This is a genomic window from Mucilaginibacter sp. A3364, assembly GCF_059690715.1.
Genome location: NZ_JCAWED010000003.1, coordinates 144269 through 169480, shown reverse-complemented (window position 1 = coordinate 169480; position 25212 = coordinate 144269). Strand labels below are relative to the sequence as shown.

General features: G+C 45.3%; 23 protein-coding genes. 10 read left to right on the top strand and 13 right to left on the bottom strand.

Annotated elements, in window-relative coordinates:
• Positions 1 to 91: 91 nt before the first annotated feature.
• The 4 genes from AC59JT_RS18990 to AC59JT_RS18975 form a co-directional block, all read right to left on the bottom strand.
• Positions 92 to 1135 (bottom strand): DUF2157 domain-containing protein, encoded by a 1044-nt coding sequence (locus AC59JT_RS18990; protein WP_497402051.1) that lies wholly within the window; start codon positions 1133 to 1135, stop codon positions 92 to 94.
• 141 nt (positions 1136 to 1276) lie between these two features.
• Positions 1277 to 2206 (bottom strand): bifunctional riboflavin kinase/FAD synthetase, encoded by a 930-nt coding sequence (locus AC59JT_RS18985; RefSeq protein WP_497402048.1) that lies wholly within the window; start codon positions 2204 to 2206, stop codon positions 1277 to 1279.
• Between the two features lie 65 nt (positions 2207 to 2271).
• Positions 2272 to 2988, bottom strand: coding sequence for a tRNA pseudouridine(55) synthase TruB (gene truB, locus AC59JT_RS18980; protein WP_497402046.1), 717 nt, complete (start codon positions 2986 to 2988; stop codon positions 2272 to 2274).
• 362 nt (positions 2989 to 3350) lie between these two features.
• Complete coding sequence (locus tag AC59JT_RS18975) at positions 3351 to 4493, bottom strand: putative sensor domain DACNV-containing protein (protein ID WP_497402044.1); 1143 nt, start codon at positions 4491 to 4493, stop codon at positions 3351 to 3353.
• Positions 4494 to 4627: 134 nt separating this feature from the next.
• On the opposite strand from AC59JT_RS18975, the gene AC59JT_RS18970 reads away from it, so the two are divergent.
• Complete coding sequence (locus AC59JT_RS18970) at positions 4628 to 5701, top strand: alpha/beta hydrolase family protein (protein WP_497402042.1); 1074 nt, start codon at positions 4628 to 4630, stop codon at positions 5699 to 5701.
• Between the two features lie 138 nt (positions 5702 to 5839).
• Here AC59JT_RS18970 and AC59JT_RS18965 read toward each other — a convergent pair whose 3' ends face one another.
• The 7 genes from AC59JT_RS18965 to AC59JT_RS18935 form a co-directional block, all read right to left on the bottom strand.
• Positions 5840 to 6610 (bottom strand): GLPGLI family protein, encoded by a 771-nt coding sequence (locus AC59JT_RS18965; protein WP_497402040.1) that lies wholly within the window; start codon positions 6608 to 6610, stop codon positions 5840 to 5842.
• 8 nt (positions 6611 to 6618) lie between these two features.
• A complete protein-coding gene (locus AC59JT_RS18960) occupies positions 6619 to 9411 on the bottom strand; it encodes a TonB-dependent receptor (protein WP_497402038.1) in 2793 nt (930 codons plus the stop codon).
• Positions 9412 to 9907: 496 nt separating this feature from the next.
• Entirely contained in the window at positions 9908 to 10627 is a 720-nt protein-coding gene (locus AC59JT_RS18955; RefSeq protein WP_497402036.1) for a hypothetical protein, read from the bottom strand.
• Entirely contained in the window at positions 10614 to 11009 is a 396-nt protein-coding gene (locus AC59JT_RS18950; RefSeq protein ID WP_497402034.1) for a GntR family transcriptional regulator, read from the bottom strand. Before AC59JT_RS18950 ends, AC59JT_RS18955 begins: the two co-directional genes overlap by 14 nt.
• A 3-nt stretch (positions 11010 to 11012) precedes the next feature.
• Complete coding sequence (locus AC59JT_RS18945) at positions 11013 to 11798, bottom strand: hypothetical protein (RefSeq protein WP_497402032.1); 786 nt, start codon at positions 11796 to 11798, stop codon at positions 11013 to 11015.
• A gap of 4 nt (positions 11799 to 11802) precedes the next feature.
• Positions 11803 to 12657 carry a TlpA family protein disulfide reductase gene (locus AC59JT_RS18940; RefSeq protein WP_497402029.1) on the bottom strand — a complete coding sequence of 285 codons (855 nt, stop codon included), beginning with the start codon at positions 12655 to 12657 and terminating at the stop codon, positions 11803 to 11805.
• Positions 12658 to 12661: 4 nt separating this feature from the next.
• Positions 12662 to 13486, bottom strand: a complete 825-nt coding sequence (locus tag AC59JT_RS18935; protein WP_497402027.1) for an ABC transporter ATP-binding protein — start codon at positions 13484 to 13486, stop codon at positions 12662 to 12664.
• Between the two features lie 243 nt (positions 13487 to 13729).
• Here AC59JT_RS18935 and ftcD point away from each other — a divergent pair, with 243 nt between their 5' ends.
• The 6 genes from ftcD to AC59JT_RS18905 all read left to right on the top strand — a co-directional run bounded on the left by ftcD (position 13730) and on the right by AC59JT_RS18905 (position 19174).
• Complete coding sequence (gene ftcD, locus AC59JT_RS18930; RefSeq protein WP_497402025.1) at positions 13730 to 14737, top strand: glutamate formimidoyltransferase; 1008 nt, start codon at positions 13730 to 13732, stop codon at positions 14735 to 14737.
• Positions 14738 to 14889: 152 nt separating this feature from the next.
• Positions 14890 to 15501 (top strand): hypothetical protein, encoded by a 612-nt coding sequence (locus AC59JT_RS18925; RefSeq protein WP_497402023.1) that lies wholly within the window; start codon positions 14890 to 14892, stop codon positions 15499 to 15501.
• Between the two features lie 136 nt (positions 15502 to 15637).
• Positions 15638 to 17524 (top strand): DNA topoisomerase IV subunit B, encoded by a 1887-nt coding sequence (locus AC59JT_RS18920; protein ID WP_497402021.1) that lies wholly within the window; start codon positions 15638 to 15640, stop codon positions 17522 to 17524.
• A 46-nt stretch (positions 17525 to 17570) separates the two neighbouring features.
• On the top strand, positions 17571 to 17906 hold the full coding sequence (locus AC59JT_RS18915; RefSeq protein WP_497402019.1) for a hypothetical protein: 336 nt from the start codon (positions 17571 to 17573) through the stop codon (positions 17904 to 17906).
• Positions 17907 to 18014: 108 nt separating this feature from the next.
• Positions 18015 to 18503 (top strand): cytidine deaminase, encoded by a 489-nt coding sequence (locus AC59JT_RS18910; RefSeq protein WP_497402017.1) that lies wholly within the window; start codon positions 18015 to 18017, stop codon positions 18501 to 18503.
• An 8-nt stretch (positions 18504 to 18511) separates the two neighbouring features.
• Positions 18512 to 19174, top strand: coding sequence for a GDSL-type esterase/lipase family protein (locus tag AC59JT_RS18905; RefSeq protein ID WP_497402015.1), 663 nt, complete (start codon positions 18512 to 18514; stop codon positions 19172 to 19174).
• Positions 19175 to 19227: 53 nt separating this feature from the next.
• On the opposite strand, the gene AC59JT_RS18900 is transcribed toward AC59JT_RS18905, so the two are convergent.
• Positions 19228 to 19653, bottom strand: a complete 426-nt coding sequence (locus tag AC59JT_RS18900) for a hypothetical protein (protein ID WP_497402013.1) — start codon at positions 19651 to 19653, stop codon at positions 19228 to 19230.
• Between the two features lie 144 nt (positions 19654 to 19797).
• On the opposite strand from AC59JT_RS18900, the gene AC59JT_RS18895 reads away from it, so the two are divergent.
• The 3 genes from AC59JT_RS18895 (at position 19798) to AC59JT_RS18885 (ending at position 24279) form a co-directional block, all read left to right on the top strand.
• Positions 19798 to 20307, top strand: a complete 510-nt coding sequence (locus AC59JT_RS18895; protein WP_497402011.1) for a YdeI/OmpD-associated family protein — start codon at positions 19798 to 19800, stop codon at positions 20305 to 20307.
• Between the two features lie 265 nt (positions 20308 to 20572).
• Complete coding sequence (locus AC59JT_RS18890; RefSeq protein WP_497402009.1) at positions 20573 to 23440, top strand: DNA gyrase/topoisomerase IV subunit A; 2868 nt, start codon at positions 20573 to 20575, stop codon at positions 23438 to 23440.
• Positions 23441 to 23532: 92 nt separating this feature from the next.
• Positions 23533 to 24279 (top strand): PLDc N-terminal domain-containing protein, encoded by a 747-nt coding sequence (locus AC59JT_RS18885; protein ID WP_497402007.1) that lies wholly within the window; start codon positions 23533 to 23535, stop codon positions 24277 to 24279.
• A 51-nt stretch (positions 24280 to 24330) separates the two neighbouring features.
• On the opposite strand, the gene AC59JT_RS18880 is transcribed toward AC59JT_RS18885, so the two are convergent.
• Positions 24331 to 25197 (bottom strand): aldose 1-epimerase family protein, encoded by an 867-nt coding sequence (locus AC59JT_RS18880; protein WP_497402004.1) that lies wholly within the window; start codon positions 25195 to 25197, stop codon positions 24331 to 24333.
• Between the last annotated feature and the right edge of the window lie 15 nt (positions 25198 to 25212).

Here is a 25212-nt window from a genome sequence, read left to right as displayed (position 1 = left end):
AGGAACGAGGAGAAATCCTGTACGCCTTGCTATATGTCGCGCGTATAAGATTTCTCCCGTTGGTCGAAATGACATAACGTGGGGAGGTTGTTTAATCCTTCCTCTTCAAATTCCATATCTTCTCCGCCTTGCGGCCTATCAGCCAAAACGATGCTGCCAATATGGCGAAGAACAGGGTTTTGTTGGTATGATCCCAAAAGTATTCAAAGTATTTGGTGTAGATGAAGATGATGAGGAAGGTGATGCCAAACTCGCGCGCAATATCATCGCCGCGCTTAAGGCCGTAAAGCAGGAAGCCTGCCGCTACCACGGCGGCTATAATTCCCCAGTAAAATAAAGTGATCTGTTTTATGCCGTACCATACATCAAGGTTGCCATAATTACCAAAGATGCTGAGCAGCCATAAGGATAGAAAAAGGTAAAGCAAACCAACTACATACGTATGTTCTTTAAAATAAGCAAACCATTTGCGGTTGCGCAGCAAGGCGGTGCCAGTAACCAGTAAACTGCCAAACAGTACAAAGCGTAGCGGATAGTTCATCCCCAGGAAATAGTCCGTCCACCGGGTTTGGTAACCCGTTTCGGTGCCGAACCAACTACCCAGCGATACCAGGGCGAACAGCCATATCAGGCGCGAATGCATCCGCCAGGCCAAAATTCCATACACAAAAACCGAAACCAGGAATAGGATAGAATAATGCCCTGAACCATTATCAAACGTTTTGCCCAGGTAGGCAATACAACAGGCGGTAAATAAAATGCCGGTGAAAATAACCGCCTCGTTGCTAAAAACCTTTTCGGGATAAAGCCGCTCGCGGCGGCGGCCCCAGTAAAACAGGAAAGCGGCCACCACAGCCGAAATTATGCTGATCACAATATCCGGCGTATAATACAAATGCTTCAGCCAATTAACTACCGCGTCGTTAACTATTAAAAACGTAAACGAAACACCCCCACAGATCAAAGCCACCCAAAACGAATATTTGGCCAGCCGCATCCAATCAAAACCCTTTACCACGTACGATTCGCGCAGCTCATCAGCCTTATCCGCGCCAAGCAAACCCTCCTTTTCCCAATGGGCAATGGTGGTGTTTAAAAACTCGCTTTCGGCTTTGTCTATGTTTAACTTAGTCATTGCGGTTAATCATTTGGTCATTGCGTCATTAAGTCATTGAAATGTTCAATAACTATGCTACAAATCAAAAGGTATAAAAATTTAAAACCAAAGGTAAGAGGTAAATTCATTAATGACCCAATGACCCAATGACCCAATGACCTAATGAGCCAATAGGCGAATAACCTCCAGCTTATCTTTCGCTATCTGGGCTTTCAACTCGTCAAGGCCGTTAAATTTGGCATCGCCGCGCACGTAGTGATGAAACTGCATGCGTATAACCTGGTTGTAAATCTCGCGGTCGAAATCAAAAATATTCACTTCAATATTGCGCCTAACGCCATCTATTGTGGGGCGGGTGCCAATGTAGGCCATGCCTTGGTATATAGTGCCATCCACATCAACCTTAACAGCAAAAATGCCGTCGCCGGGTATCAGTTTGTAGCGTTCTTCTATCATAATATTGGCGGTAGGGTAGCCAATTTGCCGGCCTATCTGGTCGCCGCGTATTACTTTGCCGGTAATAAAAAAGGGGTAACCAAGCAGGGTGTTTGCTAACGCGATATCGGCATTAAGCAAAGCCTGGCGCACGCGGGTTGAGCTTACGGCTACTTCGTTAATGTCCTCTTCGGATATCTCGATCACCTCAAAATTATACTCGGGAGCAAACTTTAGCAGGTCCTCCAGGCCGCCGCTGCGGTCCTTACCGAAACGGTGGTCATAACCAATCACAATGTTTTTAGTGCCAATCTTCTTCACCAAAATATCGCGGATATAATCCTGGGCGCTTTGGTTCGAAAAATCGCGCGAAAAAGGGGTAATGATCAAATGGTCCACACCCAGCTGCTCCAGCAGGGTAGCCTTTTCGTTCATGGTGGTGATCAGTTTAATGCTCTCGTCCTCGGGATGCAAAATCATCCGCGGATGCGGAAAAAAAGTTAAAATAACCGTTTCGCCGCCGGTAGCAGCGGCCAGTTCTTTTATACGGCTAATAATTTTGCGATGCCCCAAATGCACCCCATCAAAAGTGCCAATGGTAACCACCGCGTTATTTACCGGCTTAAAATCATCTATGTGATGGTAGATATTCATGTCGAATGTCGGATGTTCAATTTCGAATTTAGAATTATCTTCAAATCAATAATTCGTTAATTCAATCATTCAGTAGTTGCTTTCTTTTCCCTGATCAGGCTCACCAGATCCATCACCTCCCAGGCATCTTCAATTTTAAAGTTGCCGCTGCGGGTGCGGCGCAGGGCGGCCATGTAGGCACCGTTGTTTAGCGCTTTGCCAAAATCATGCACCAGCGACCGTATGTAAGTACCCTTGCTGCACACCACCCTAAAATTAACTTCGGGCAGTTCAATGCTGGTAATTTCAAATTCGGTAATGGTAACGTTGCGCAGCTTCAGTTCAACCTCTTCGCCACGGCGGGCTTTTTCATACAAACGCTCACCATCAACCTTAATGGCCGAATGCGCCGGCGGATACTGCTGTATATTGCCTGTAAACTGCACACAGGCATTACGTATCTGCTCCACGGTAAGGTTGCTTATGTCAAAAGTTTCGTCAACCTCGGTCTCCATATCGTACGATGGGGTGGTAGCGCCCAACACCATGGTGCCGGTGTATTCCTTCTCTTCAGCCTGGAAGGTATCAATCTGCTTGGTCATTTTACCGGTACAGATAATGAGCAGCCCGGTAGCCAAGGGGTCTAAAGTACCCGCATGGCCAACCTTCAGTTTTAAAGGCTTGAACGAATTACGCAGCTTGCCAACCACATCAAAGCTGGTCCATTTATAAGGCTTGTTAACCAGCAGCAACTCGCCGGCCGCAAAATCAAATTCTTTATGTTGGGGATTTGTAGTATCCAATTTTTGTTAAATAAAGCGCAAAGGTACGGTTTTGTTTTTAGTCCATAGTCGATGGTCGATAGTCCATAGTCGTTGATCTTGCGCTCGTTTGCAACGAGTGCTTAACGTGGTCTTACGTTTGTAACGTTAGTTGGGCGTTCCCGCCTGATAGAGGGCGGGCCGGGCTATCCAGGGCTCCGCTATCGCTGCGGCCCCTCCCTCGTCGGGGCTAAACCCTTCCTATCCCTAACGCAGGGGGACTCACCCGATCATCGACACGCTTGATCACCCTCTCTTTGCCTTCGGCGGAAAGAGGGTTGGGGGATACATTCAGTGCTCAACAAAATCAAACTCCCTCCCCCTCGGGGAGGGCTGGGGTGGGGTCATAAAAGCAGTATATCAATCCTATGCGCATGCACCATATTCAGCTGTGGTGCCCATGCGAAGATGGTAAAATGGCCATCCTGCGAGGCTACCAGTGCCACCGCGTCGCGCTGGTCATAGATAAACTGGGCGGCGGCCAAGTGGCGGGTGCCGCCGTTTTTGCTGGGGTGTATGTATTGGGGCCTGCCATCAATAACCGGTTCGGTGGTAATGATCTGGTCAACCGGCAGGCTCATTTCGGCACGGGCTATTTTGGCGCCAAAGGCCATCACTTCGTAATCTCTGCTAATAATGGTGGCGCCATCAACTGCGGTAAATCCGCCCACAATATCAATGGCCCGGCGCAGGGCTTCCTGCCAGCTGGCGGAGAGGCGTTCGGCAGTATTTTGGCGCATCAGGGTAGTAATGCTGTCAAACGGTGGCACCACCGGGTTGGATATCGGCTGAACGATAGACCGCTGCCAATCTTCATTCCCGGAAGGTACGATCAATACCAGCCCACCACGTTTGTGCGCGCGCATAGAAGCCGCCAACTCAACCATAATATTAACCGACTCATCCAGCATCAGTGGCAGCGGCATACCCAATAACGAGTCAATAAGCGCGGGGCAATCTAAAAAGCTCGTGTTTTGCTCGTCTATCAGTTTTATTTCGTCGCCTTTCAATACGGCCACGTTAATGAATTTCCCAAAACCTTCGCGGCGGCTGTGCTTTATCACCAGCAGGCCGGGTTCAACAACTTCTAATACAAAGCATATCCCCGGTATGGCAACGGTGGTACCCCAAACGTAAATTTCATCATTCTCAAACCAAACACCCAGGTGTATACCCGGGCTTTCAACGGCAGGTGCCAGTTTTGTCAGGTTAGTCGGCGTTAAGCGCAACGGGTTGCCGAATATGAACGTCTGTGTACCACGCTCGGGCGGCAGTATGGCTATGGATATTTTGGGCGAGCGGCCTTCTTCCTTGCGCAAACTAGCCCAAAAACAAACATCAATAACGGCTTCAACAATGCGGGTTCGGGGTTTGTCGGCCAGGTTGCGGGCACCATGCAGCTGTGCATCAGCCAGGTGGCGGCCGAAATGCTCAACAATGTTGGGTGCCACCATGCGGGCAGCTATGTAGGTAGGTTCTGATAGCATTGCAGAAAATTAGGCAATAAATTTAGTTTCTCAAAGCTAAGCCAAAATTGTGAGGGGCGTGTAACACCGTTTTGTAAATTTTACCCGCATAAATGTTACACCGCATGCTGCAAATGTTACCTAACTTTAATACCATGCTCAACCGATTACACCAAATACTTTGCACAAGCACCCTTATACTTTGCACAAGTATAGTTTTAGCCCAAACCCCGCAATACCTGCCGGCAACACAGGTGGCGAAAGATTTTACCGCCCTGCTGCAACGCCCCAAGGTTGATTCGCAACCATCATTTAATACCCTACGCAAAGACTCCATCCAGGTTGATAAGGGCTACATTTTTAGCGAGGCGAATGAAAAAGTTCCCATTATAATCTACAAACCAGTCGCCCCAGGGCAAACCAAATTTCCGGTGGTGATATGGCTGCATGGCACTGGTGGCAGTAAAGATGCCGCCGATACCCGCGCCTTCTTCACCAAACTAGCCAAACGCGGCATCATGGGTATAGCCATCGACGCCCGCTACCATGGCGAACGCGTCCCCGGCGGGGCGCATGGCTCACGGGAATACACCGAAGCCGCCTACCAAGCCTACAAAAATACCGACAAAACCCACCGGCAATACCCCTTCCTTTATGATACCGCCTATGACCTATGGCGCCTCGTAGACTACCTCAGCACCCGCCCAGATGTGCGTGCCGACCGCATTGGCATGGGCGGCATATCCATGGGTGGGATGGAAACCTGGCTGTCTGCCGGAGTTGACAAACGCGTGCACACTACCGTACTGGGCATAGCGGCGCAAAGTTTCAAATGGTCGTTGGAGAATAATCAGTGGCAGGGTAGGGCCGGCACCATACAGGCCGCGCATATGAAAGCAGCCCGTGATATGGGCGATTCAGTTTTAAGCCAAGCCAACGTTAAAGCCGTTTGGGATAAGATCATCCCCGGCATTACCGGCGAGTTTGATTTTCCATCCATGGTGCGCCTGCTGGCCCCGCGACCGGTTTTGATTTTGAGTAAGGATAAAGATTTGAACAACCCCTTCCCCGGTGCGCAGATAGGGTTTGCATCGGCAACTGAGGCTTACAAAGCAGCAAAAGCTGAAGATAAATTGCAGATAGAAATACAAAAAAACCTCGGCCACGTTTTTAACGCGCGGGACTTTGAGTTGACCCTAGAGTTTTTTACAAAGTATCTAACACAGTAGCTTATAACAACAAAGCCGGATTGCGTTAACAATCCGGCTTTGTCGTTCAGACTTACGAAGTTTAATTCGGTATTGTTTGTTTTTCAAAGGCCTCATTGAGGGCTTCGCCGTTTTAAAACTTCGTAAGTCTTTAGGTAACTACAGAAAGAACGCCTTCATATAACTATTGGCATACGTACCCCATTCTTTTAGGGCGGCATCCAGTGTGCCTTTGTAGCTTTTATTGTTTACGGCTTTGCCTTTTTTGGGCGGCACCATGCTGGTTTCGGGCATGGCGCTGTCGGTTACTTTGGTGGCAAACCAGTTGATATTTTCGTGCGGCAGGGCAACGCCTAGTATCATTCCCGGCAGGCCGCTAAATGATTCGGGGCCGCCAGATACGGGGATCTTATCGGTATAAAACGCTACCACGTATATCGAGTCCATTACTATGGCGTTGGCGCGGCGGCAGGGGTAGCCCGCTATCTCGCGGGTTTCCTCGGTTATCTTCCATTTAATGTTGCGCAGGCTGTCTTTCAGTAAAAAAGTTTCTTCAAACACTTTACGCTGACTGGTGGCTATACCTGTATTCAGGTCATGATAAATGGTAGAGTTTTGCTGGGCAATAACCATGTTAAAAAAGTTATTGCTCGTGGTTTCCTCTTCCTGCGGGGTAAACAGGGTTTTGTTGCCGCCAAACTTCAGCGTGCTTTTTAGCGCTTTAAACTGCGGGTTGCTTTTTTTGTACGAGTCATAAAAAGGCTGCATATAACTTTCGTTATCCTTATTGATCTCGCGGCGCATAATAGCAAACGTGTTTGAGGTTTTGGTAAACTCGATAGTGCCGGAGTTTACAAAACGCGTGTGCTGCGCTACGCTGCTTTGGGTTAATATAAAAAGGCCAATGGCGGTAAATAATATATTTTTCATGGCGGTAATTATTTTGCGGTAGGGGTTATACCCATTTTAGTAAAATCATAAACTACGGTGAACATAAAGTAACGCTTAATGGTAGTAAAGCGGTTCTCCACTATCCGGCCGTCGTACACGTTACGGTCAAAGCCGGTGTTTTGGTTAAGCAGGTCATTCACATTGATGCCTACTTTCAGGTTTTTTTCTTTCAGGAATTTTTTGCTAATGCCCGCGTTCCATAAAAAGCGTTCAAAAGGTTGTGGCAGGGCCGCGGTGGCGCCATTATAAGTGTATTCCATATCCGAGTTGATCTCGAAACCTTTAGGCAGGTAAACGCCCATCCAGCTGTAGCCGCTCCAGCCGCGCGCGTTACTGTTGCGGGTTGGTTGTAACGATGATTCGTTGATAGAATATGTTGGGCCGAATGATCCGTACAAGTCAAACTTGTTTTGCTTGTATTTGCTCAGGCTTAAGCGTGCCGAGTAACTGGTCGACGTTGTTTTGTTCAACTGGTCCTTTGCGGCAGGGCTGCTCACCAGGTTGTACGATTCGTTACCGTTGGTGCTTAAGTTAATGCCTACGTTTATTTCAGGGCCTTTTATTTTGCGGCCATAGTTTACATACAAACGGTAATTGATTGGCATTTTATCCAGGTTAAAAAACTGCGATGTGGTTTTACCACCATTATCCGTCGATGTATTGTTTACAATAGGGTTGCCGGTAAAACCATAACTTCCCGACAGGTAAAAATCCTGACCACTTAACACCTTGTACGAGTTGTAGCTGATATTGAAATTGCTGCGGAAAGCCGGTTTCAAATTAGGGTTACCCAGGGTTTGAAACAACGGATTGCTGTTATTACGCACAGGCTGTATCTGGTTTATAGATGGCTGTTGTGTGTTACCATTATAGCTTAGCCTGAACGATGATTGCTGCGAAAATTTATACTGGTAGCTTGCCTGTGGGTTCCAGTTTACAAAGTGGCGCTTAAATATGTTGCCGGTATATTCGTTTATCTGCTCAAATAACACATCGGCCGCTTTGGTACCAAAGTTAATTACGGTTTTACCTTTGTTGTAATTAATAATGGCACCAACCTGGTTTGATAGCTGGTTAAGTTTAAAGTTGTTGCTCAACGAATCGACGAAGTTGGTATAGTCGGCACCAACTTTTGATAGCACGCGTTGATCCGACCGGCCGTTATTCATATTGAAGCCGTAGTTAACTACCAGCGATAACGATTTTGACAATGGCTCGGTATAAGTAAAGTTGGTGTTGAATACCGTGCTTTTGTTAAGGCCTATTTTATGTTGATCAATGTTCTCGGTTCTTGCCGGTATCAAAACACCCAGGTCGTCAAAATATTCGATCAGTGATTTTTGGTAGCCATCGCTTTTCTCGTCATTCAGGGTAGCGCCTATTAATGCCGAAATGGTGCGGCCTTTTTTCTTCAGTTTTTTGGTGTAGAAAGCGCTGGCGTTAAAGTTGCGCGCATCAGTATTGTTGCTTACATCGGTGTTGTTTAAGTTAAGTAAGCTCATATCCCCACGGCGACTCGTATCTAACGACAGCGTGGCCGATTTGCGGTTACGCAACGTACCATCAACCGCAATTTTAATATTGGCTGTGGTATCAAACTGTATTTTATACGTAAAATCAAACTTTTGCCTGTTGGTTGAGTTGGTATTGGTTTGGTTTGATATGCTGTTGATGATCCTGTCGGGAAGGGTTTGCTGGGTGCGGGTACTGCGCACGCCGTCAATATCCAGCATACCTATTTTGTAGTTGGTGTTCAAGTTGTACTTATCATTAGCCCCCCATTTATTATCATAGTGTACGCCACCTGTACGTGCCACCGGCAAACCATCGCCATTATAATAAAGGTCATTCCCGCCACCGAAGAACATGATGCCGCCGCCGTCCATATACTCCACGTTATTACCGTCGGCATATTTTTGCTGATCATCCCAGTTCAAACCGGTTTTGCCATTGTTGGCGCCAATACCGTATATCGAAAATTTTTGCTTGTCCTGGAACTTGTTGTACAGCAACTGCCCGGTGTAAAACTTATCGGTACCAATGCCCGCGTCTATCTTACCAAAATAGCCTTTCTTTTTGCCTTCTTTTAGTTTAATGTTCAGGGTTTTATCGGTCTTGCCATCGTCAATGCCGGTAAAGGTTGCCTGGTCGCTTTTCTTGTCGTAAAGCTGCACCTTATCCACCATATCGGCACGTATGTTTTTGGTAACCAGGGTAGGGTCGTCGCCAAAAAACTCCTCGCCATCCAACAGTACCTTACTTACGGTAGCGCCCTGGGCGGTTATTTTACCATCCTTATCCACCTGTATGCCGGGGAACTGTTTGATCAGGTCCTCAACCTTGGCATTGGGTTGTATGGTGTAGGCGCGTGCATTAAATTCGGTGGTATCGCCTTTAATTTTTATGGCGTCTACCTTACCTTTTATTAAAATGTCCTGTAATAGTTTAGCCTTTAATATCATGGCTACGGTGCCAAAATCATGCGCTGTTTTTTCAGGATTTAGCGAAATGGTTTCGGTGTAATCGGCGTAGCCGGGATAGGATATTACTACGATAGTAGCACCGCCGGGTAAATTGTTAAGCGCGAAGCTGCCGTCGGCTTTTGCCCGGGTAAACTTTTGCAGGGTGCTGTCTTTAGCATTAAGCGCCATGATGGTGGCGTTGGTGAGTTTGCTTTTGTCGATGGTATCTGCCGCTATACCTTTTATGGTATAGTTAGTTTGGGCGAAACCTGTTAAACATAGCAGGGTTAGTACAATTGTAGAAATTGTGAGTTTCATGAGGTTGTGGTTGGTTTGGCGAATGTATAACTAAGGTTTTAGTAAATAAAATTTTTAACACTATTTAACGAGCTTGTTACCTTGTTATTGCTGGTAAGGCTTTTTTTAAATAATGACGCCAAAGTAGTGTGATAGTTACAGCAGGCATAGCAAATGTGACCAAAGTGTATGAAAATGGGATGAAAGTTGGGTTAAGGATTAGTTCATGGTTCATGGTTGCAGGAATTAACAAATACCCGTCATTACGAGCGTAGCGTAGTAATCCCCAAGCGATAAGTAAACGTGCGCTCGGCTACTTCTCTCAGGGAACCTGCGTCGGGCCGTATGTAATCACAACGCAGGGTCCTCTAAGGAGAGACCCTGCTGGGACGGGAAATAAAAAAACACGTCATTGCGAGCGTAGCATAGCAATCCCCGAGCGACCGGTAAGCATGCGCTTGGCTACTTTTCTCAAGGGGATTACTACGCTCGTTCCTCGTAATGACGCGTTGGAACTTTACCTCTTCAACCCCTGCAACAACTTACCCGTTACCATTAACACCGTACTATCAGATACATTAAAGCTTGCCTTCTCTATAGTAGGATCATACAATTTGATAGTAGCCCGACCGCCGTCCATCCTGGTTTCAAATTTGGCGTTGTTAATTTTATTGTTTTTGCGGATGATCAGTCCATCGCCGGTTTCGGTGCCGCCCGACAAGCCTTCCACAAAGGCATCCAATTGGCCAATGTTATTTTTCTCTAACTCAATTTTGGTGAAAAATCCCACATTTAGCTTAAGCAATGGTATATCAAAGCCCGAAATAGTGGTGCCTGCATAGGTGCTTACATATTGATCGGCTTTTTTTAAGGTGGTTACCTTATCCAACACAGGGCAAATAATAGTTACCATGTTGCCACCGTAATGATAGTCGTCATGCTTGGTTTTAAAATCAATGTTAAGGGTTTTACCTGTTTTGGTAAAGCTAACGGTGTTGTTCATGGTATTGTGTACCCATATGGCATATTGGGGGCCATATTCAATCGTCACACCAAACATATTGCCCAGGTTGTTTTGTATGGCGCTAAAATCTTTTACATCAACTTTATGCATCTCGTAAAAACGACTTTTGTATTCGCCTTTGGCATATTCGGCTTTAAGGCCCAGGTTGTATATAATTAAATAACCAAACAGTATTACCGCGGCTACTACCAATATTTTATTACTTGTTTTCATTGTTGCTTAGTTTAGCGTTTAGGTTTTGAATAAAGGTTTGATAACGATCGCGTAGCTCGTCAATATTGATCTCTAACAGGTACACGGTGGTAAACAGGTCGGGCAGTTCCTGCTCAAAAAAGCGGTCGCGGCGCAGGCCTTTTATCTGTTCCAAAGCATCAGGGGTAACAAACATGCCCATACCGCGGCGATTGGTAATAATGCCGTTGGCCTGTAAATGGTCATATCCGCGGGTAACCGTGTTGGGGTTTACCTCCATGCTGGCAGCCAGTTCGCGCACCGATGGTATTTTTTCATCAGGCTGCCATTTGCCCAGTATAATATTATCGTTCACATACTCTGCTATCTGCAGGTATATGGGGTCTTTCTCTTTAAAATTCATACGCTAAACCTCCTTTTCTTTAAGCCTGAAGAAGGCGCTGGTCCAAAACAGTAATACAATTGCAACCAGCACGCCTAAGCCAACCGTTTTTATATTGTCGGCTACGCCAATACTTACAAAGCGGTCGTTAGCATCTCTAAAATGCACGTTGCTAAAAGGCATAATTTCTGTAAACGATCCGCCGTATATAATTACACCAGTAAGCAACCTGTTAACAAACATCAATATCATCAGGCATACAAAAAACATAAAGGCTGTTTTTATAAAGTGCATACGTTTAAAAAATATAGCCCCCCAAAAGCAGAAACCGTGTAGTATGGCATAGGCAAAAAGGGCTATTATCGAGTCCTGTTCCGGGTCAAACACATTGATCAGGGCATCTTTACCATAGCCCGATCTATCGGGTGTAATGGCTTTAACAATACTGGCCGTGCCATAAAAACAGGCTATAAAAATGATAAGGTATATCAGGAACGAATAGATCCAGGCTACGAGGTATTTTTCAAAGTGCGATACCGGCAGGGTAAGTTCGGGTATGGCCTTTCGTTTATCGCTAAGGCCGATGAATATCATACTGGTAAAAATGCAGCCCGTGGCCAAAAGGCAAACCGAGAACATGGCCTCCTGCGCACCTCCGCTTAGTCGCTTATCAAATAGCGCGGCTATGCCCAGTACAATAAACAATATGCCAATTAATACCGCTATGGATAGTAAGTTGGCTTTGCCATGCTCAATAGTATATTTTTTAAAAAGCAGCCCGAAGCGCTTTGCGTTAAATGTGTTGTTCATAACGTTATAGTTTAGCAGGTGTAGGGTTTGTGTTTAAATATTGTGTTAGCGAAGCTGATATTTTGGCCCTATCGCTTGGGCGCGGCGCGTTGGTGTTAACAATTTTGCCGCTTTGATCCATGATGAGGTAACGGGGCATGGCCACCAGCGTATCCTTATCGCCTTTTATAGCTTCCTTAAAATAATGACGGTAATCGGCAGCGTTTAAGAACAGGTGATCGCCTTCTACATTCAACTTCTGGATCTGTTGTTTCCAAAGCACTTCCTTACCACCGCATATGTACAGGTAGGCAATATCCTTATGCGCGGCCAGGTTTTGTTTCAAGGGTTTGTTAAAACTTCTAAACTCCTCCAGGCAGGGGCCGCAGGTGGTCCCCCAAAAATCAACGTATACTACTTTGCCTTTAAAATGGCTGTTGTAAATTGCTGTAAGCGAGGTATCAGTTGGGGACAGGGTGATGAGCCTAATTTTGTCATCGCCGCTGAAACCCATCCACATATATAGTTTTATACCTACACTTAACACTACCATCCCCACGCTTATGCCCGCTGCTTTAAAAAAGCTTCCGTTTTGTTTTTTACTGCGGATGAAGAGGTAAACACTCAGCGCCAGCAACAATACTCCAACAAAGCTTTTGATGTACATTTTGGCCATCAGGGTTTTGTTGGCTTCGAGGATAGCATCCAGGCGACCGGCTTTCTCGGCACGGTTAAGGTTATAAAAGTTGTGTACCGTGGTAATCATTTCATCATGCACCTCTTTTTTCCAATCCAAATAATGTTTGGGGATGTCCATCACCAGCAGGGGTATGGCGGCTAAGCAAATGGCGGCCAGCCAAAATAAGCTTGATCGTTTCATATGCTTAGCCGTTTAGTATATTGATAAGGTTTGGGTTATTGCTGATGATGGCGTTGAACAGAAGTTCAAGGTCTACACGCGTGTAGCTGCCGTTGGTGTTGGCGGTTATGGCGTTCAGGCCACTTAAATTAGGTTCGGCATAAATGTGTTCGCTGCCTGCCGGGATGATGCCGAAGTTTACACGTTCGGCAATCTCGTCTATGCCCTGCGCCAATACAATACGGCGGTTATGCAATACCACTACGGCATCTATCAGGTTATCCAGATCGCGTACCTGGTGGGTTGATATGATGATGCAACGGTCATCGGTTAGGCCCGAAGCTATTAGTTTGCGGAACTGCGCTTTTGAGGGAATGTCCAGTCCGTTGGTAGGCTCGTCCATAATTAACAGGCTGGTATTAGCGGCAACGCCGAAGGCGATCATGGCCTTTTTTTGCTGACCGTAGGATAGTTTGGTAAGCAGTTCATCAGCCGGTACTTCAAACTCGGCCAGTATGCTGTTGAATAGTTCGGCATTAAACTTTGGGTAAAAGTGGCCGGTATCTTTAGCGAATTGTTTGGCGTTAACGGCCGGCAGGTAAATTTCTTCGGGTACGAAGAAGAGTTCCTGTAAAAAGGATGGCTGGCGTTTTTGGGCGCTCATGCCGTTTAGCGTACACGTACCCGACCATGGGAAAACCAGCCCGGCAATGTTTTTTAACAGGGTTGATTTGCCCGCGCCGTTCATGCCCAGCAAACCATAAATATGCCCCGGCTGCAGCGACAGCGAAAGGTTATCAAACAGCTTGTGTTTGCCATAACCAAATGTAAGTTGCGAGATGTTGATCATACGAGTTAAAGTTTAAGTGTATTAGTGTACTAGTTAACTAGTACACTACAAAAGTAGATAACCTTTTTTGATTGCCAAATATTAGTGAAAATTATTTTATAATATGTTGATTTATAGTTATTTAAAATTAAATCCGAGAGTTTGATAAAAACCGAAAAGAGGTGTAGCGGGTGTATCACTAAAAGTGTATCACTGTAGCAGCTACGCATAAACCGCTACAGTTTGCTTATCTTGCGTGCAGATATGAAGCCAGTAATTGAGTGCGTTCCAAATTTTAGTGAAGGGGTTAACGAAGCGGTAATTAACAGCATTGCCGCTGCCATAGCCTCGGTAAAAAATGTAAAGCTGCTAAACGTCGACCCCGGAAAAGGCGCCAACCGCACGGTGATGACCTTCGCCGGCGAGCCGGAGGCCGTAACAGAAGCCGCGTACCTAGCCATCAAAACCGCCGCCCAACTGATCGATATGCGCACCCAAACCGGCACCCACCCCCGCATGGGCGCCACCGATGTATGCCCGCTTATCCCCATCAGCGGGATAACGCTGGATGAGGTAGCCGTATATGCCGAAAAGCTGGCCAAACGCGTAGGCGAGGAGTTGGGTATCCCGGTATATTTATATGAGCACGCCCAGGCCGATAAAAAGCGGAGTAACCTGGCGGTGATTCGCGGCGGCGAGTATGAGGGATTTTTTGAAAAAATTAAATTGCCGGAATGGAAGCCGGATTTTGGTTCGCACGAAATGAATGCCAAAACAGGCGCCACCGTAATAGGCGCCCGCGATTTCCTGGTAGCCTATAACATAAACCTGGACAGCGCCTCAAAAGATGCCGCCCACCAAATAGCCCAGGACGTTCGCGAAACCGGCCGTACCATCCAAACCGCCGAGGGAAGGGTTAAGATTCCGGGCGCCCTAAAAAATGTAAAAGCCATAGGCTGGTATATCGAGGAATATGGCAAGGCCCAGGTATCAATGAACCTGACGAATATTAATGTAAGCCCTATCCATGTAGTATATGACGAGGTTTGCGCCAGTGCAGCCCGCCATGGCGTAACCGTAACCGGTAGCGAGCTGATAGGGATGATCCCCCTCAAAGCCATGGTAGATGCCGGTCTGTATTTTAGTATTAAGCAAGGTATAAACGCCGCCATCAGCCAGGATGAGTTGATAGCCTTAGCTGTAAACACTATGGGTTTAAATGAGTTGAAACCCTTTTATCCCAATAAACGTATAATTGAATTTTTGCTTTAAGGTTAATGTTGCGGATTAAGCAATCATTAGGTTTGTAACAAATGAAAATGAGCCATTAGCCTAATTGTTTATTTTTTATATTTATAGTAGAATTCCGGAGGACTGATCACCGGATTACAATACCGTTTGAAAAAGAGCGTTTTTAAACTCAGATGAGCGTTATCACAAAAGCAGCCGGGAGGCTGGTGTGTTTAATTTTGTTTATGCTGATGGCAGTGACAGCCATTGCGCAGGAAACGCATGTGCCTAGTGCACAGCTTAAAAGCTTTAACAATGCGTTGGCCGAGGTAGGTATGACCTTTAACCAACCCAATGGTTTTAAAGAGGCAAAAGTTGTTAACACCCCCGCACTGCCATTTGAGTATGCACTCGAGATCCCGGACGCTGATTTTGAGATATGGTTCCGCATAAACACCCAAAAGGATAATGAGCGTTTTTTGAGCGAAAAAGATATTGACCTAAGCACTGATTCGGCGTACGTGGCCCTGGCAAATGAGCAGTTAAAAGCGCTTACCACGGATGACGCCCTCATACGCAATATACCCAACTATATGCTTGCCCGCTATAACGCCGATGCCGGCCGCACTTACCTTATCAACCTGAATGATTCGGCATTGACCAAACATTTCAAGTATGCTTTACTCATCGTATTGCAAAAAGATAAAACTGGCACCCTCATGGCCGTTTGTTTTACCAACGTTAAAGGCCCCGAGTTTTTCAAGAACATGTACAAAGCAAGTAACTGCGTTAAGTTTAAGCAGTGATGGTTATTGCTCTTTAAAAGGGCGCTAAATTCCAATGTTAATAAGTTAGCAGTTTTCCCGTACCAATTTAATTGGCTAAATTTTATTTTTGCGATAGGAGGTGTTCTGCCTCCCGGAAATATATTACGCGTATAAAATGGCAGAAGAAGTTAATTATAGTGAAGACAGTATCCGGTCGTTAGATTGGAAGGAGCATATACGTTTGCGCCCCGGCATGTACATAGGCAAGCTGGGCGATGGTTCTGCGTATGATGATGGCATATATGTACTGCTGAAAGAGATAGTGGATAACTCGATAGACGAGTTTGTGATGGGATCGGGCAAAAGTATTGATATCACTATAAGCGATCACAAAGTTGCGGTACGCGATTATGGCCGTGGCATACCATTGGGTAAGGTTATCGACTGTGTATCTAAAATCAATACCGGTGGTAAGTATGATAGCAAAGCCTTCCAAAAATCGGTAGGCTTGAATGGTGTGGGTACCAAGGCAGTTAATGCCTTGTCAACCTCGTTCACGGTACAATCATATCGCGACGGTCGTACCAAAATCGCCGAATTTGCCAAAGGCGAACTGGTGCGCGATGAGCCTGAAAAAGAAACCGCACAGCGTAACGGTACTGCTATCAATTTCTACCCGGATGATAGCATTTTCCGCCACTACCGCTTTATACCTGAGTTTGTAGAGAACATGATCTGGAATTATGTTTACCTAAACTCTGGCCTTACCGTAAACTTTAACAATCAAAAATATTTTTCGGAACGCGGCCTGTATGATTTGTTAACCAAACGCACAGATGTAGAAACTCTGCGCTATCCCATCATTCACCTAAAAGGTGAAGATATTGAAATAGCCATGACCCATGGCCAGCAATACGGTGAAGAGTACTATTCTTTCGTTAACGGCCAAAACACCACGCAGGGCGGCACCCACCAGGCTGCCTTCCGCGAAGCGGTAGTTAAAACCATACGAGAGTTTTATAAAAAAGAGTTCGACGCGTCGGATGTTCGCGCATCTATCGTATCAGCCATTGCTATAAAAGTGCAGGAACCTGTGTTCGAGTCGCAAACCAAAACCAAGCTGGGTTCGCAAAATGTTGGTCCCGAGGGGCCTTCCGTACGCGGTTTTATAAACGATTTTGTTAAAAAAGAGCTCGACAATTATCTGCATAAAAACCCTGCTACCGCTGATGCTTTGCTAAAACGTATCATGCAATCAGAACGTGAGCGTAAGGATATTGCCGGCATTAAAAAACTGGCTAATGAGCGTGCTAAAAAAGCATCGTTGCACAACCGTAAACTGCGCGACTGTAAGCTGCATTTTGACGATAACCACGAGCGTAAACAAGATACCACGTTATTCATCACCGAGGGTGACTCGGCCAGCGGATCTATCACCAAATCGCGCGATGTGATGACGCAGGCTGTGTTTAGCTTAAAGGGTAAGCCGCTAAACTGCTTCGGTCTGACAAAAAAAGTAGTTTACGAAAACGAAGAGTTTAATCTGCTGCAACATGCGCTAAATATTGAGGATGGCATTGATGGCCTGCGTTACAACAATATTGTAATAGCTACTGATGCCGATGTGGACGGCATGCACATCCGCTTGCTGCTGATGACATTCTTCCTGCAGTTTTTCCCTGACGTGGTGAAGGCCGGTCACGTTTCCATTTTGCAAACGCCGTTGTTTCGTGTGCGTAACAAAAAAGAAACTATTTATTGCTACAGCGACGAAGAGCGCCGTGACGCCATTGCCAAGTTAGGTGTAAAACCCGAAATAACCCGCTTTAAAGGTTTAGGCGAAATTTCGCCCGATGAATTTGGACTGTTTATAGGTAAAGATATGCGCCTGGATCCCGTTATCCTCAAGGATGCCAATATCAAAGGCCTGTTGGAATATTTTATGGGCAAAAATACGCCGGCAAGGCAACAGCATATAATTGGTAACCTGCGCGTTGAAAAAGATGACGAAAGCGTTAACCCGACCATTGCCGAGGGAGAAGCTTTGGCCGTAGCCGTGTAATACCGAAATAATTATAAATTCGTTATCATTACCAAAAATTTAACCGATGTTTTTTAAAAATACGATCACAATAGCTGCCTTAGTTTTATGCACCGCGTTTGCCTGTACTTCAAAAAAGCCGGGAGACAAGGCAGATCCTAAAGAAAATTTATTAGGCGCCTGGCAGGATGACGAAAGCAAAGGGCCAACATTTGAAGTTAAAGACGACTCTATTTATTATAACCGTAAAGGAGTTAATTATAAATACACGGTCGATAAGGATTCGATCAAAGTGTTTTTTCCGGATTATACTTATACTGCTAAACTTTATGTACTAAAGGATACGCTGATCATGGATTCGCCATATGGAGGAATAACCACGTATAAACGGATGAAAAATTAAGCACTTCATAAAAATATCCTTATCTTGTTTCCCCTCACTTTTAAAAGTGGGGGGATTTGTTTTTTTAGGAACTTTTATATCCTTGCGTTTATCGCTAAGCATAATACTATGATCAATCACGAAATAAAAATAGGCTTTCAGGAATATGCTTCTGTAGAAGAGCTTAACGATACCGACCGGCAGCTATGCGCTGAAGCTGTTAAAGCAATGGCAAATTCACATTCGCCTTATTCAAAATTTAGGGTGGGGGCGGCCCTGCAATTGCAAAGCGGCAAAATTATACATGGCAGCAACCAGGAGAATGTTGCCTATCCTTCGGGTCTTTGTGCCGAGCGGGTGGCGCTGTTTAACTGGGGCGCCAATCATCCTGATGATGCTATTACAACCATGGCGGTTACAGCGCACACCGATGAATTTAAAATACTGAAACCCGTTACCTCCTGCGGCTCCTGCCTGCAGGTATTAGCTGAGTGCGAAAAGATGCAGGGAAAACCGGTACGGGTGATTTTATTTTGCAAGGATGGCCCTGTTTGGGTAACTAGCGGAATAGAAACTTTTTTACCATTTTTGTTTTTTGAAGACCGATTAAACGCTTAACCACCATTATGAAACTAAAATTACCCTTACTGTTTGTTGCATTAGTTTTCTCTGTAAACCTGTATGCGCAAAAGGCTATTCCGTTTGCTAACGAGATAAAAGATTATAAAAAGCAGGATAGCATAAGCATGCCTAAACCGGGCCAGGTATTATTTATCGGTGCCTCGTCAATTCGTTTATGGCCTGATCTGAAGCAGCGCTTTTCTAACGTGCCTATTGTGCAACGCGGGGTAGGTGGTTCTGAACTTTGGCAATGGGTTGATTACTTTATGCCATCAATTGTTTATCCATACCAGCCTCGTAAGATATTTTTATATGCCGGCGAGAATGATATCGCGGTAAGCAAAAAAACAGCAGCGCAGGTGTACGCAAGTTTTTTACAATTTCATGCGCGTTTAAGGCAGGAGATGCCGGATGTGCAACTGTACTACATGTCTATAAAACCATGCCCAAGCAGGCTTAAGTTTAAGGAAGAGTGCGCCGCTTTAGATAAAATGGTGAAAGGCTTTATCAGTACTCATTCAAAAAACAATACGTACGTAAACCTGTCAAATACCGTACTGAATGCGCAAATGATGCCCGATTCATCATTATTTAAAAAGGATATGTTGCACCTTAATGATAAAGGTTATGATAAATGGCAGGCGGTTTTGCAACCTTACGTAAAATAAAAAAGGCCCCGGTTAACAAACCGGGACCTTAATCACAAAACATAAACTAAAAATTATTTTACAGATTGCTCTACTTTGGTAATTCTCCAACCTTCGAAGGTGTTGTTCATGCTAATTAAGCTAACACGGGTTGAGTTTTCATACTTCATTTCCAATTTAATAGTAGTAGCATCATCATCTTCGGCAACAGTGGTAGTTTTTACTTCACATTTTTGCTCAATGTTTTCGCTTGCTTTAAAGTAGTTAAGCAATTGTTTTTTGTTGGCAGTAATGGTGTTGGCACCACGTACAATGTTAAACACAACTTCATCGCTGATAGCGTTAGCCAAACCGGTTAATTTACCGTGGATGCTGGCATCAACGTAAAGGTTTAACACATCTGATTTTGAAAGTTTTGCAGGAGCTGGTTTAGCTGCATTGGCAACGCCACTTATAATTAAAAGGGCAAGACCCAGCATGATTGATTTTAGAGTTTTCATAATATTGTATTGTTAAGGTTATTAATTTGTTTGTTTATATCCATAAGACATCAGCATGTTACGATACGTTACAATATTTTTTCAAATTAACTAAAATTTAACATTTGGGCCGATTCTTTAACAAGCCCAATAATGCAAAATATAATGTCTATTGAATTCACTACCAGTATTTTACAGTTTGATGAGATGGGTGAAAAAACCGGTTGGCGATATATTGAAATTCCGGCCGATTTGGCGCAGCAACTCAAACCCGGCAACAAAAAATCGTTCAGGGTTAAAGGTTTTCTTGACAATTTTGCCATCAGCGGCATGGCTTTAATGCCCATGGGCGAGGGTAATTTTATCATGGCGCTGAAAGCGGATATCCGCAAAGCCATCCGCAAAGAAGCCGGCGCGACGGTGCAGGTGAAATTGGAAGTGCACGAAGATTTTAAGATAGAGATACCTGCTGATCTAAAAGAATGCTTCGATTTTGATCCCGAAGCCGAAACCCAGTTTATGACCCTGCCCGGCTCGCACCGCGACTATTTTATTAATTGGATAAACAGCGCTAAAACTGCCGAGACACGGGCCAAAAGGATAGTGAATACCGTTAATGCGATGCTGCGTAAATGGAGTTATAATGTGATGATAAGGGAGATGCGGAAGGAGTAATAATAATTATGTCATTTCGACCAACGGGAGAAATCTTATACAAGCGATAAATGTCAGCGCGTAAAGTCGCCCGTATAAGATTTCTCTCTCGTACCTAGTTCGAAATGACATAATTGGTATTAATTTATCGCTTGGTGCACTAACTGCTGATCTACAGCCAAAATACGTTTATAAACACCCCAATGTTTATAAAATCTGCCCATCGGCACATCTGCCCGTCCGCACATTTACCTATCTTTATCCATCCAAAATTTTTTTGTTACTAATGAGTGAAGAGCTGAACGAAGATCAACCCGCAAACAACGAAGAAAAAATACATAATGTTACCTCGCTGGATGGTTTGTACGAGAACTGGTTTCTTGATTACGCGTCGTATGTAATACTTGATCGTGCCGTTCCGCATATCAACGATGGTTTAAAGCCTGTGCAGCGCCGTATCCTCCATTCGCTTAAAGAGATGGACGACGGGCGTTTTAACAAGGCGGCCAACGTTATTGGTAACACCATGAAATATCACCCCCATGGCGATGCCTCTATTGGCGACGCCATGGTGCAAATAGGGCAAAAAAACTTATTGATAGATTGTCAGGGTAACTGGGGCGATCCCGTAACCGGCGACTCGGCCGCCGCGCCGCGTTACATCGAGGCCCGTTTATCAAAGTTTGCTTTAGAGGTTGTCTTCAATCCCGATACCACTATTTGGCAGGCCAGTTATGATGGCCGTAACAAAGAGCCTATAACTTTGCCGGTTAAGTTCCCGCTGCTGTTGGCGCAGGGTGCCGAAGGTATAGCGGTAGGTTTAGCTACCAAAATTTTACCGCATAATTTTATCGAGCTTTTGGATGCATCGGTAGCGGTGCTGAAAGGCGAACGTCCTAACCTGGTACCCGATTTCCCGACAGGTGGTATGGCCGATACTTCGGCGTACAATGAAGGGCAACGTGGTGGCCGGGTACGCGTACGCGCCAAAATTGTGGAGCGCGACAAAAAAACGCTGGCTATTACCGAAATACCTTTTACCACCACAACCGGTGGTTTGATTGATAGCGTGATATCTGCCAATGATAAGGGCAAGATCAAGATCAAAAAAATAGAAGATAATACGGCGCAAAATGTAGAGATCGTTATCCACCTTGCACCGGGTATATCGCCCGATGTAACGATAGACGCGCTTTACGCTTTTACCGATTGCGAAGTATCCATATCGCCAAATACCTGTATCATCCAGGACGATAAGCCGCGCTTCATCAGCGTTAATGACATGCTTACCGAAAGCACGCATTACACACGCGAATTGCTAAAGCAGGAGCTGCAGATAAGGCTAAAGGAGTTGATGGAAAAGATCTTCTTCAGTTCCTTACTTAAAATATTTATCCAGGAGGGGATGTACAAGCACCCCGACTATGAAAGCTCGGCTAATTTTGAGGAAGTGCTGGTGGTGTTGAATCGTTTGTTCGAGCCATTCTTCCCGCAGTTTTACCGCACCATTGAGGATGAGGACTACAAAAAACTGATAGATAAACCGATGAGCAGTATCACCCGTTTCGACGTAAAGAAAACGGATGAGCAGATAAAGGCTTTAGAGGCCGAAATTAAGATCGTCAAAAACCACCTGAAGCACCTTACCGAATACGCCATAGACTGGTTCGAGAAACTAAAAGCCAAATACGGTAAAGATCGCGAACGCAAAACAGAACTGCGTACGTTTGATAAAGTAGAAGCATCGCAAGTGGCCCTGGCCAACGTAAAACTATACGTTAACCGCGAGGACGGCTTTATTGGTACGGGTCTGAAGAAAGACGAACTGGTGGGCGATTGCTCGGATATTGACGAGATCATTGTTTTCCGCGAGGATGGAAAGTGTATGATCACCAAGGTGCAGGAGAAAGTGTTTGTGGGCAAGGGCATTATCCACGTAGCCGTATTTAAAAAGAACGATGAGCGTACCATTTACAACCTGATATACAAGGATGGCCCGAGCGGTATTGCTTACGTAAAACGCTTCGCCGTAACCGGTGTAACACGCGATAAGGAGTATGACCTGACCAAGGGCGGCAAAGCATCTAAAGTACTATATTTCTCGGCCAACCCTAATGGCGAAGCCGAAGTGGTGAATGTACAATTGAAGCCGCATCAGAAACTGAAGAAACTGCAGTTTGATGAGGACTTCGCCCTGTTGGCTATAAAAGGTCGTGGTTCGATGGGTAACATTATTACCAAATACCCGGTTAAAAAGATCGTCCTCAAATCAAAAGGTGTATCAACCCTGGCGGGAAGAAAGATATGGTACGATGATATTTTAAAACGACTGAATGCCGACAGCCGCGGCAAATACCTGGGTGAGTTTGATGGCGATGACCGTATACTTACCGTGTTCCCTAACGGGACTTATGAGCTAACCAGTTTCGATTTGAATAATCACTTCGATGACAAAATGACCATTATTGAAAAGTATAACCCCGAAAAGGTTTACTCAATGATACATTTTGATGGCAAGAGCAAAAACTACATGGTAAAGCGCTTTGTATTTGAAACTACTGCCATTGGCAAACAAACGGCTATCATCAGCGAAGAAGCAGGTTCAAAAATGATCCTGATATCGGGCTCGCAGCAAGCTATTGTTAAGGTTGATCAGCTAAAAGGGGCTACCAAAACGCCTGAAACCGTTGAGCTAAACCTGGCCGATCTGATAGATGTGAAGGGTATGAAAGCCATGGGTAACCGCCTTTCTGCCCACGTGGTGCAAACCGTGACCCTGGTGACCGAACACGACGACGCGGAGGATGTACCCGATCCGGAACCGGATTCGGTGGCGGAAACAGAGATCACCATCACTCCAGAAGAAAAAACTGTGGCTGATGTGGCGCCAGTGGTGGTTGCTGAAGAAGATATTATTGAGGAGGATATAATTGAAACCGCGCCTGAGCCGGAAGTTATTGAGCCCGCCAAGGCAGCTCAAAAACCAAAGTTTACGACAGATAAACCAGCAGCGCAAAAAACTGAACCAGAGGCGATGAAACCGGCTGACGAACCTGTTAAAGAGCCCGAGCCGCCGGTCAAAAAAGTAGACTTTGAGATTACCAATCCTGATGATATCGATATAGACGATAAGGGACAAGGACGATTGTTTTAACACCTTACAGATTTACGAAGCTTAAAAAACTTCGTAAATCTTACACATGTATGCCGGGTCAGATATTTTTATATATTTGAGATATTATCACAATGAACTCAATATTTGCGTACGACTACTGGTATTATATCCCGCTGTGTTTGCAGGCGTTTTGCGCTTTTCATAGCTTTCGTAACGATACGCTGCAAAGATGGATATGGCTCATTATATTTTTGCCGGTAATAGGCAGCCTGATATACATTTACCAGGAAATACTAAACAACCGCCGCATACGCACCCCAAAAATTGACGTTAATGCCGTATTTAACCCGGGCATCAAACTAAAACGACTGGAAGACGAGGTTAAATTTACCGACACTTTTGCCAACCGCGTAAAACTTGCCGATGCCTACCTGGCCGCCGGGCAAACCGAACGCGCGGTCGAAATATACACCGCCAGCCTTACCGGCGCCTTCGCCGAAAATGAGCATGTGCAGGCACAGCTTATTGCGGCCTACTACCAAATGGGGCGTTATCATGATATTTTGCCAATAGCCAAACGGTTGTACAAATTGCCGCAGTTCGCGCGGTCACGAACGCATATATTTTATGCCATGGCGCTTGAGCAAACCGGGGACGTAACGCAAGCTGAAAACGAATTTTTATTGATGAAGGGGCGATACTCGTATTTTGAGCAAAGGTACCAGTACGGATTATTTCTACTTCGCCAGGACAGGCCGGAGGATGCAGCCGGTATATTTGAAACCATGCTGGAAGAACAACCTCACCTAAGCCAGGTTGAACGCAAGGCCAACAATACCTGGTTTGCTAAAGCTAAAGACGAGTTGAAAAAACTTTAAGGTGTATTCATGCTGTCCCGACAGGTATCGAAACAGCATGATGTTTTGGTTTTACACACTCAAAAAATAAGCGGCCTCAAACACGTGGCCGTATTTCAATTCCTGTATAGCTTCTTTTTTCTTGATATCTACATGTTTGCCCTCTGTATCGGCGCAACCTAACCATGGCTCAATGCACACAAAATCGGCCCCCGGCTTCGCCCATAAGCCCAGGTAGTTAAAGTGCGGGAATTCTACCGTCAGGCTTTCATCGTGTTTGGTGCTTTTAATGCTCACCACGCGCGATTTAAGCTTTTTGAATACCAATGCATCCGCAGCAAAAAGTTCGCGGGTTAAAAGTAGTTTTTTGCCTTCAGCAGGTACGGGCAGCTTGCTGCCGTTAAAGAAACCATCAGCAGATAGCTGGTGGGTTTCCAGCAGTTCATCAGCTTCAAACTCTAAATAATAATCCTCATAGTTCTCGCCGGCGTGGAAAGGCACATTAAAGGCCGGGTGCCCGCCAACCGAAAAGTAAATGTCCTTTTTATCCAGGTTTATCACCTTGTAGGTAATACGCAGGGCATCATCTATCAGGTCATAATGGATCTGGAAATCAAATTTATAGGGATATTTTGCCAACGTCTTCTCGCAATAAGGCAAAGAGAACCAAGCCGATTGCTCGCTGGACTGTATCAGCAATAATTCCGACGTGCGGTTAAAACCGTGGCGCGGCAACTCATACGTTTTGCCATCAACCAGCAATTGATTGTTGATTAAACCACCCACAACCGGGAAAAGGTTAGGGGCGTGCCATGGCCAAACGCTGGCATCAGCTTGCCACAGGTGTTCAACGCCGGTAATTTTATTAAAAAATGAAGTCAGCTCGCCGCCCTGGTTACGGATGGCAACTTTAAACAGATGGTTCTCGATAATAGTCATTGGTGTGAGGCTTTA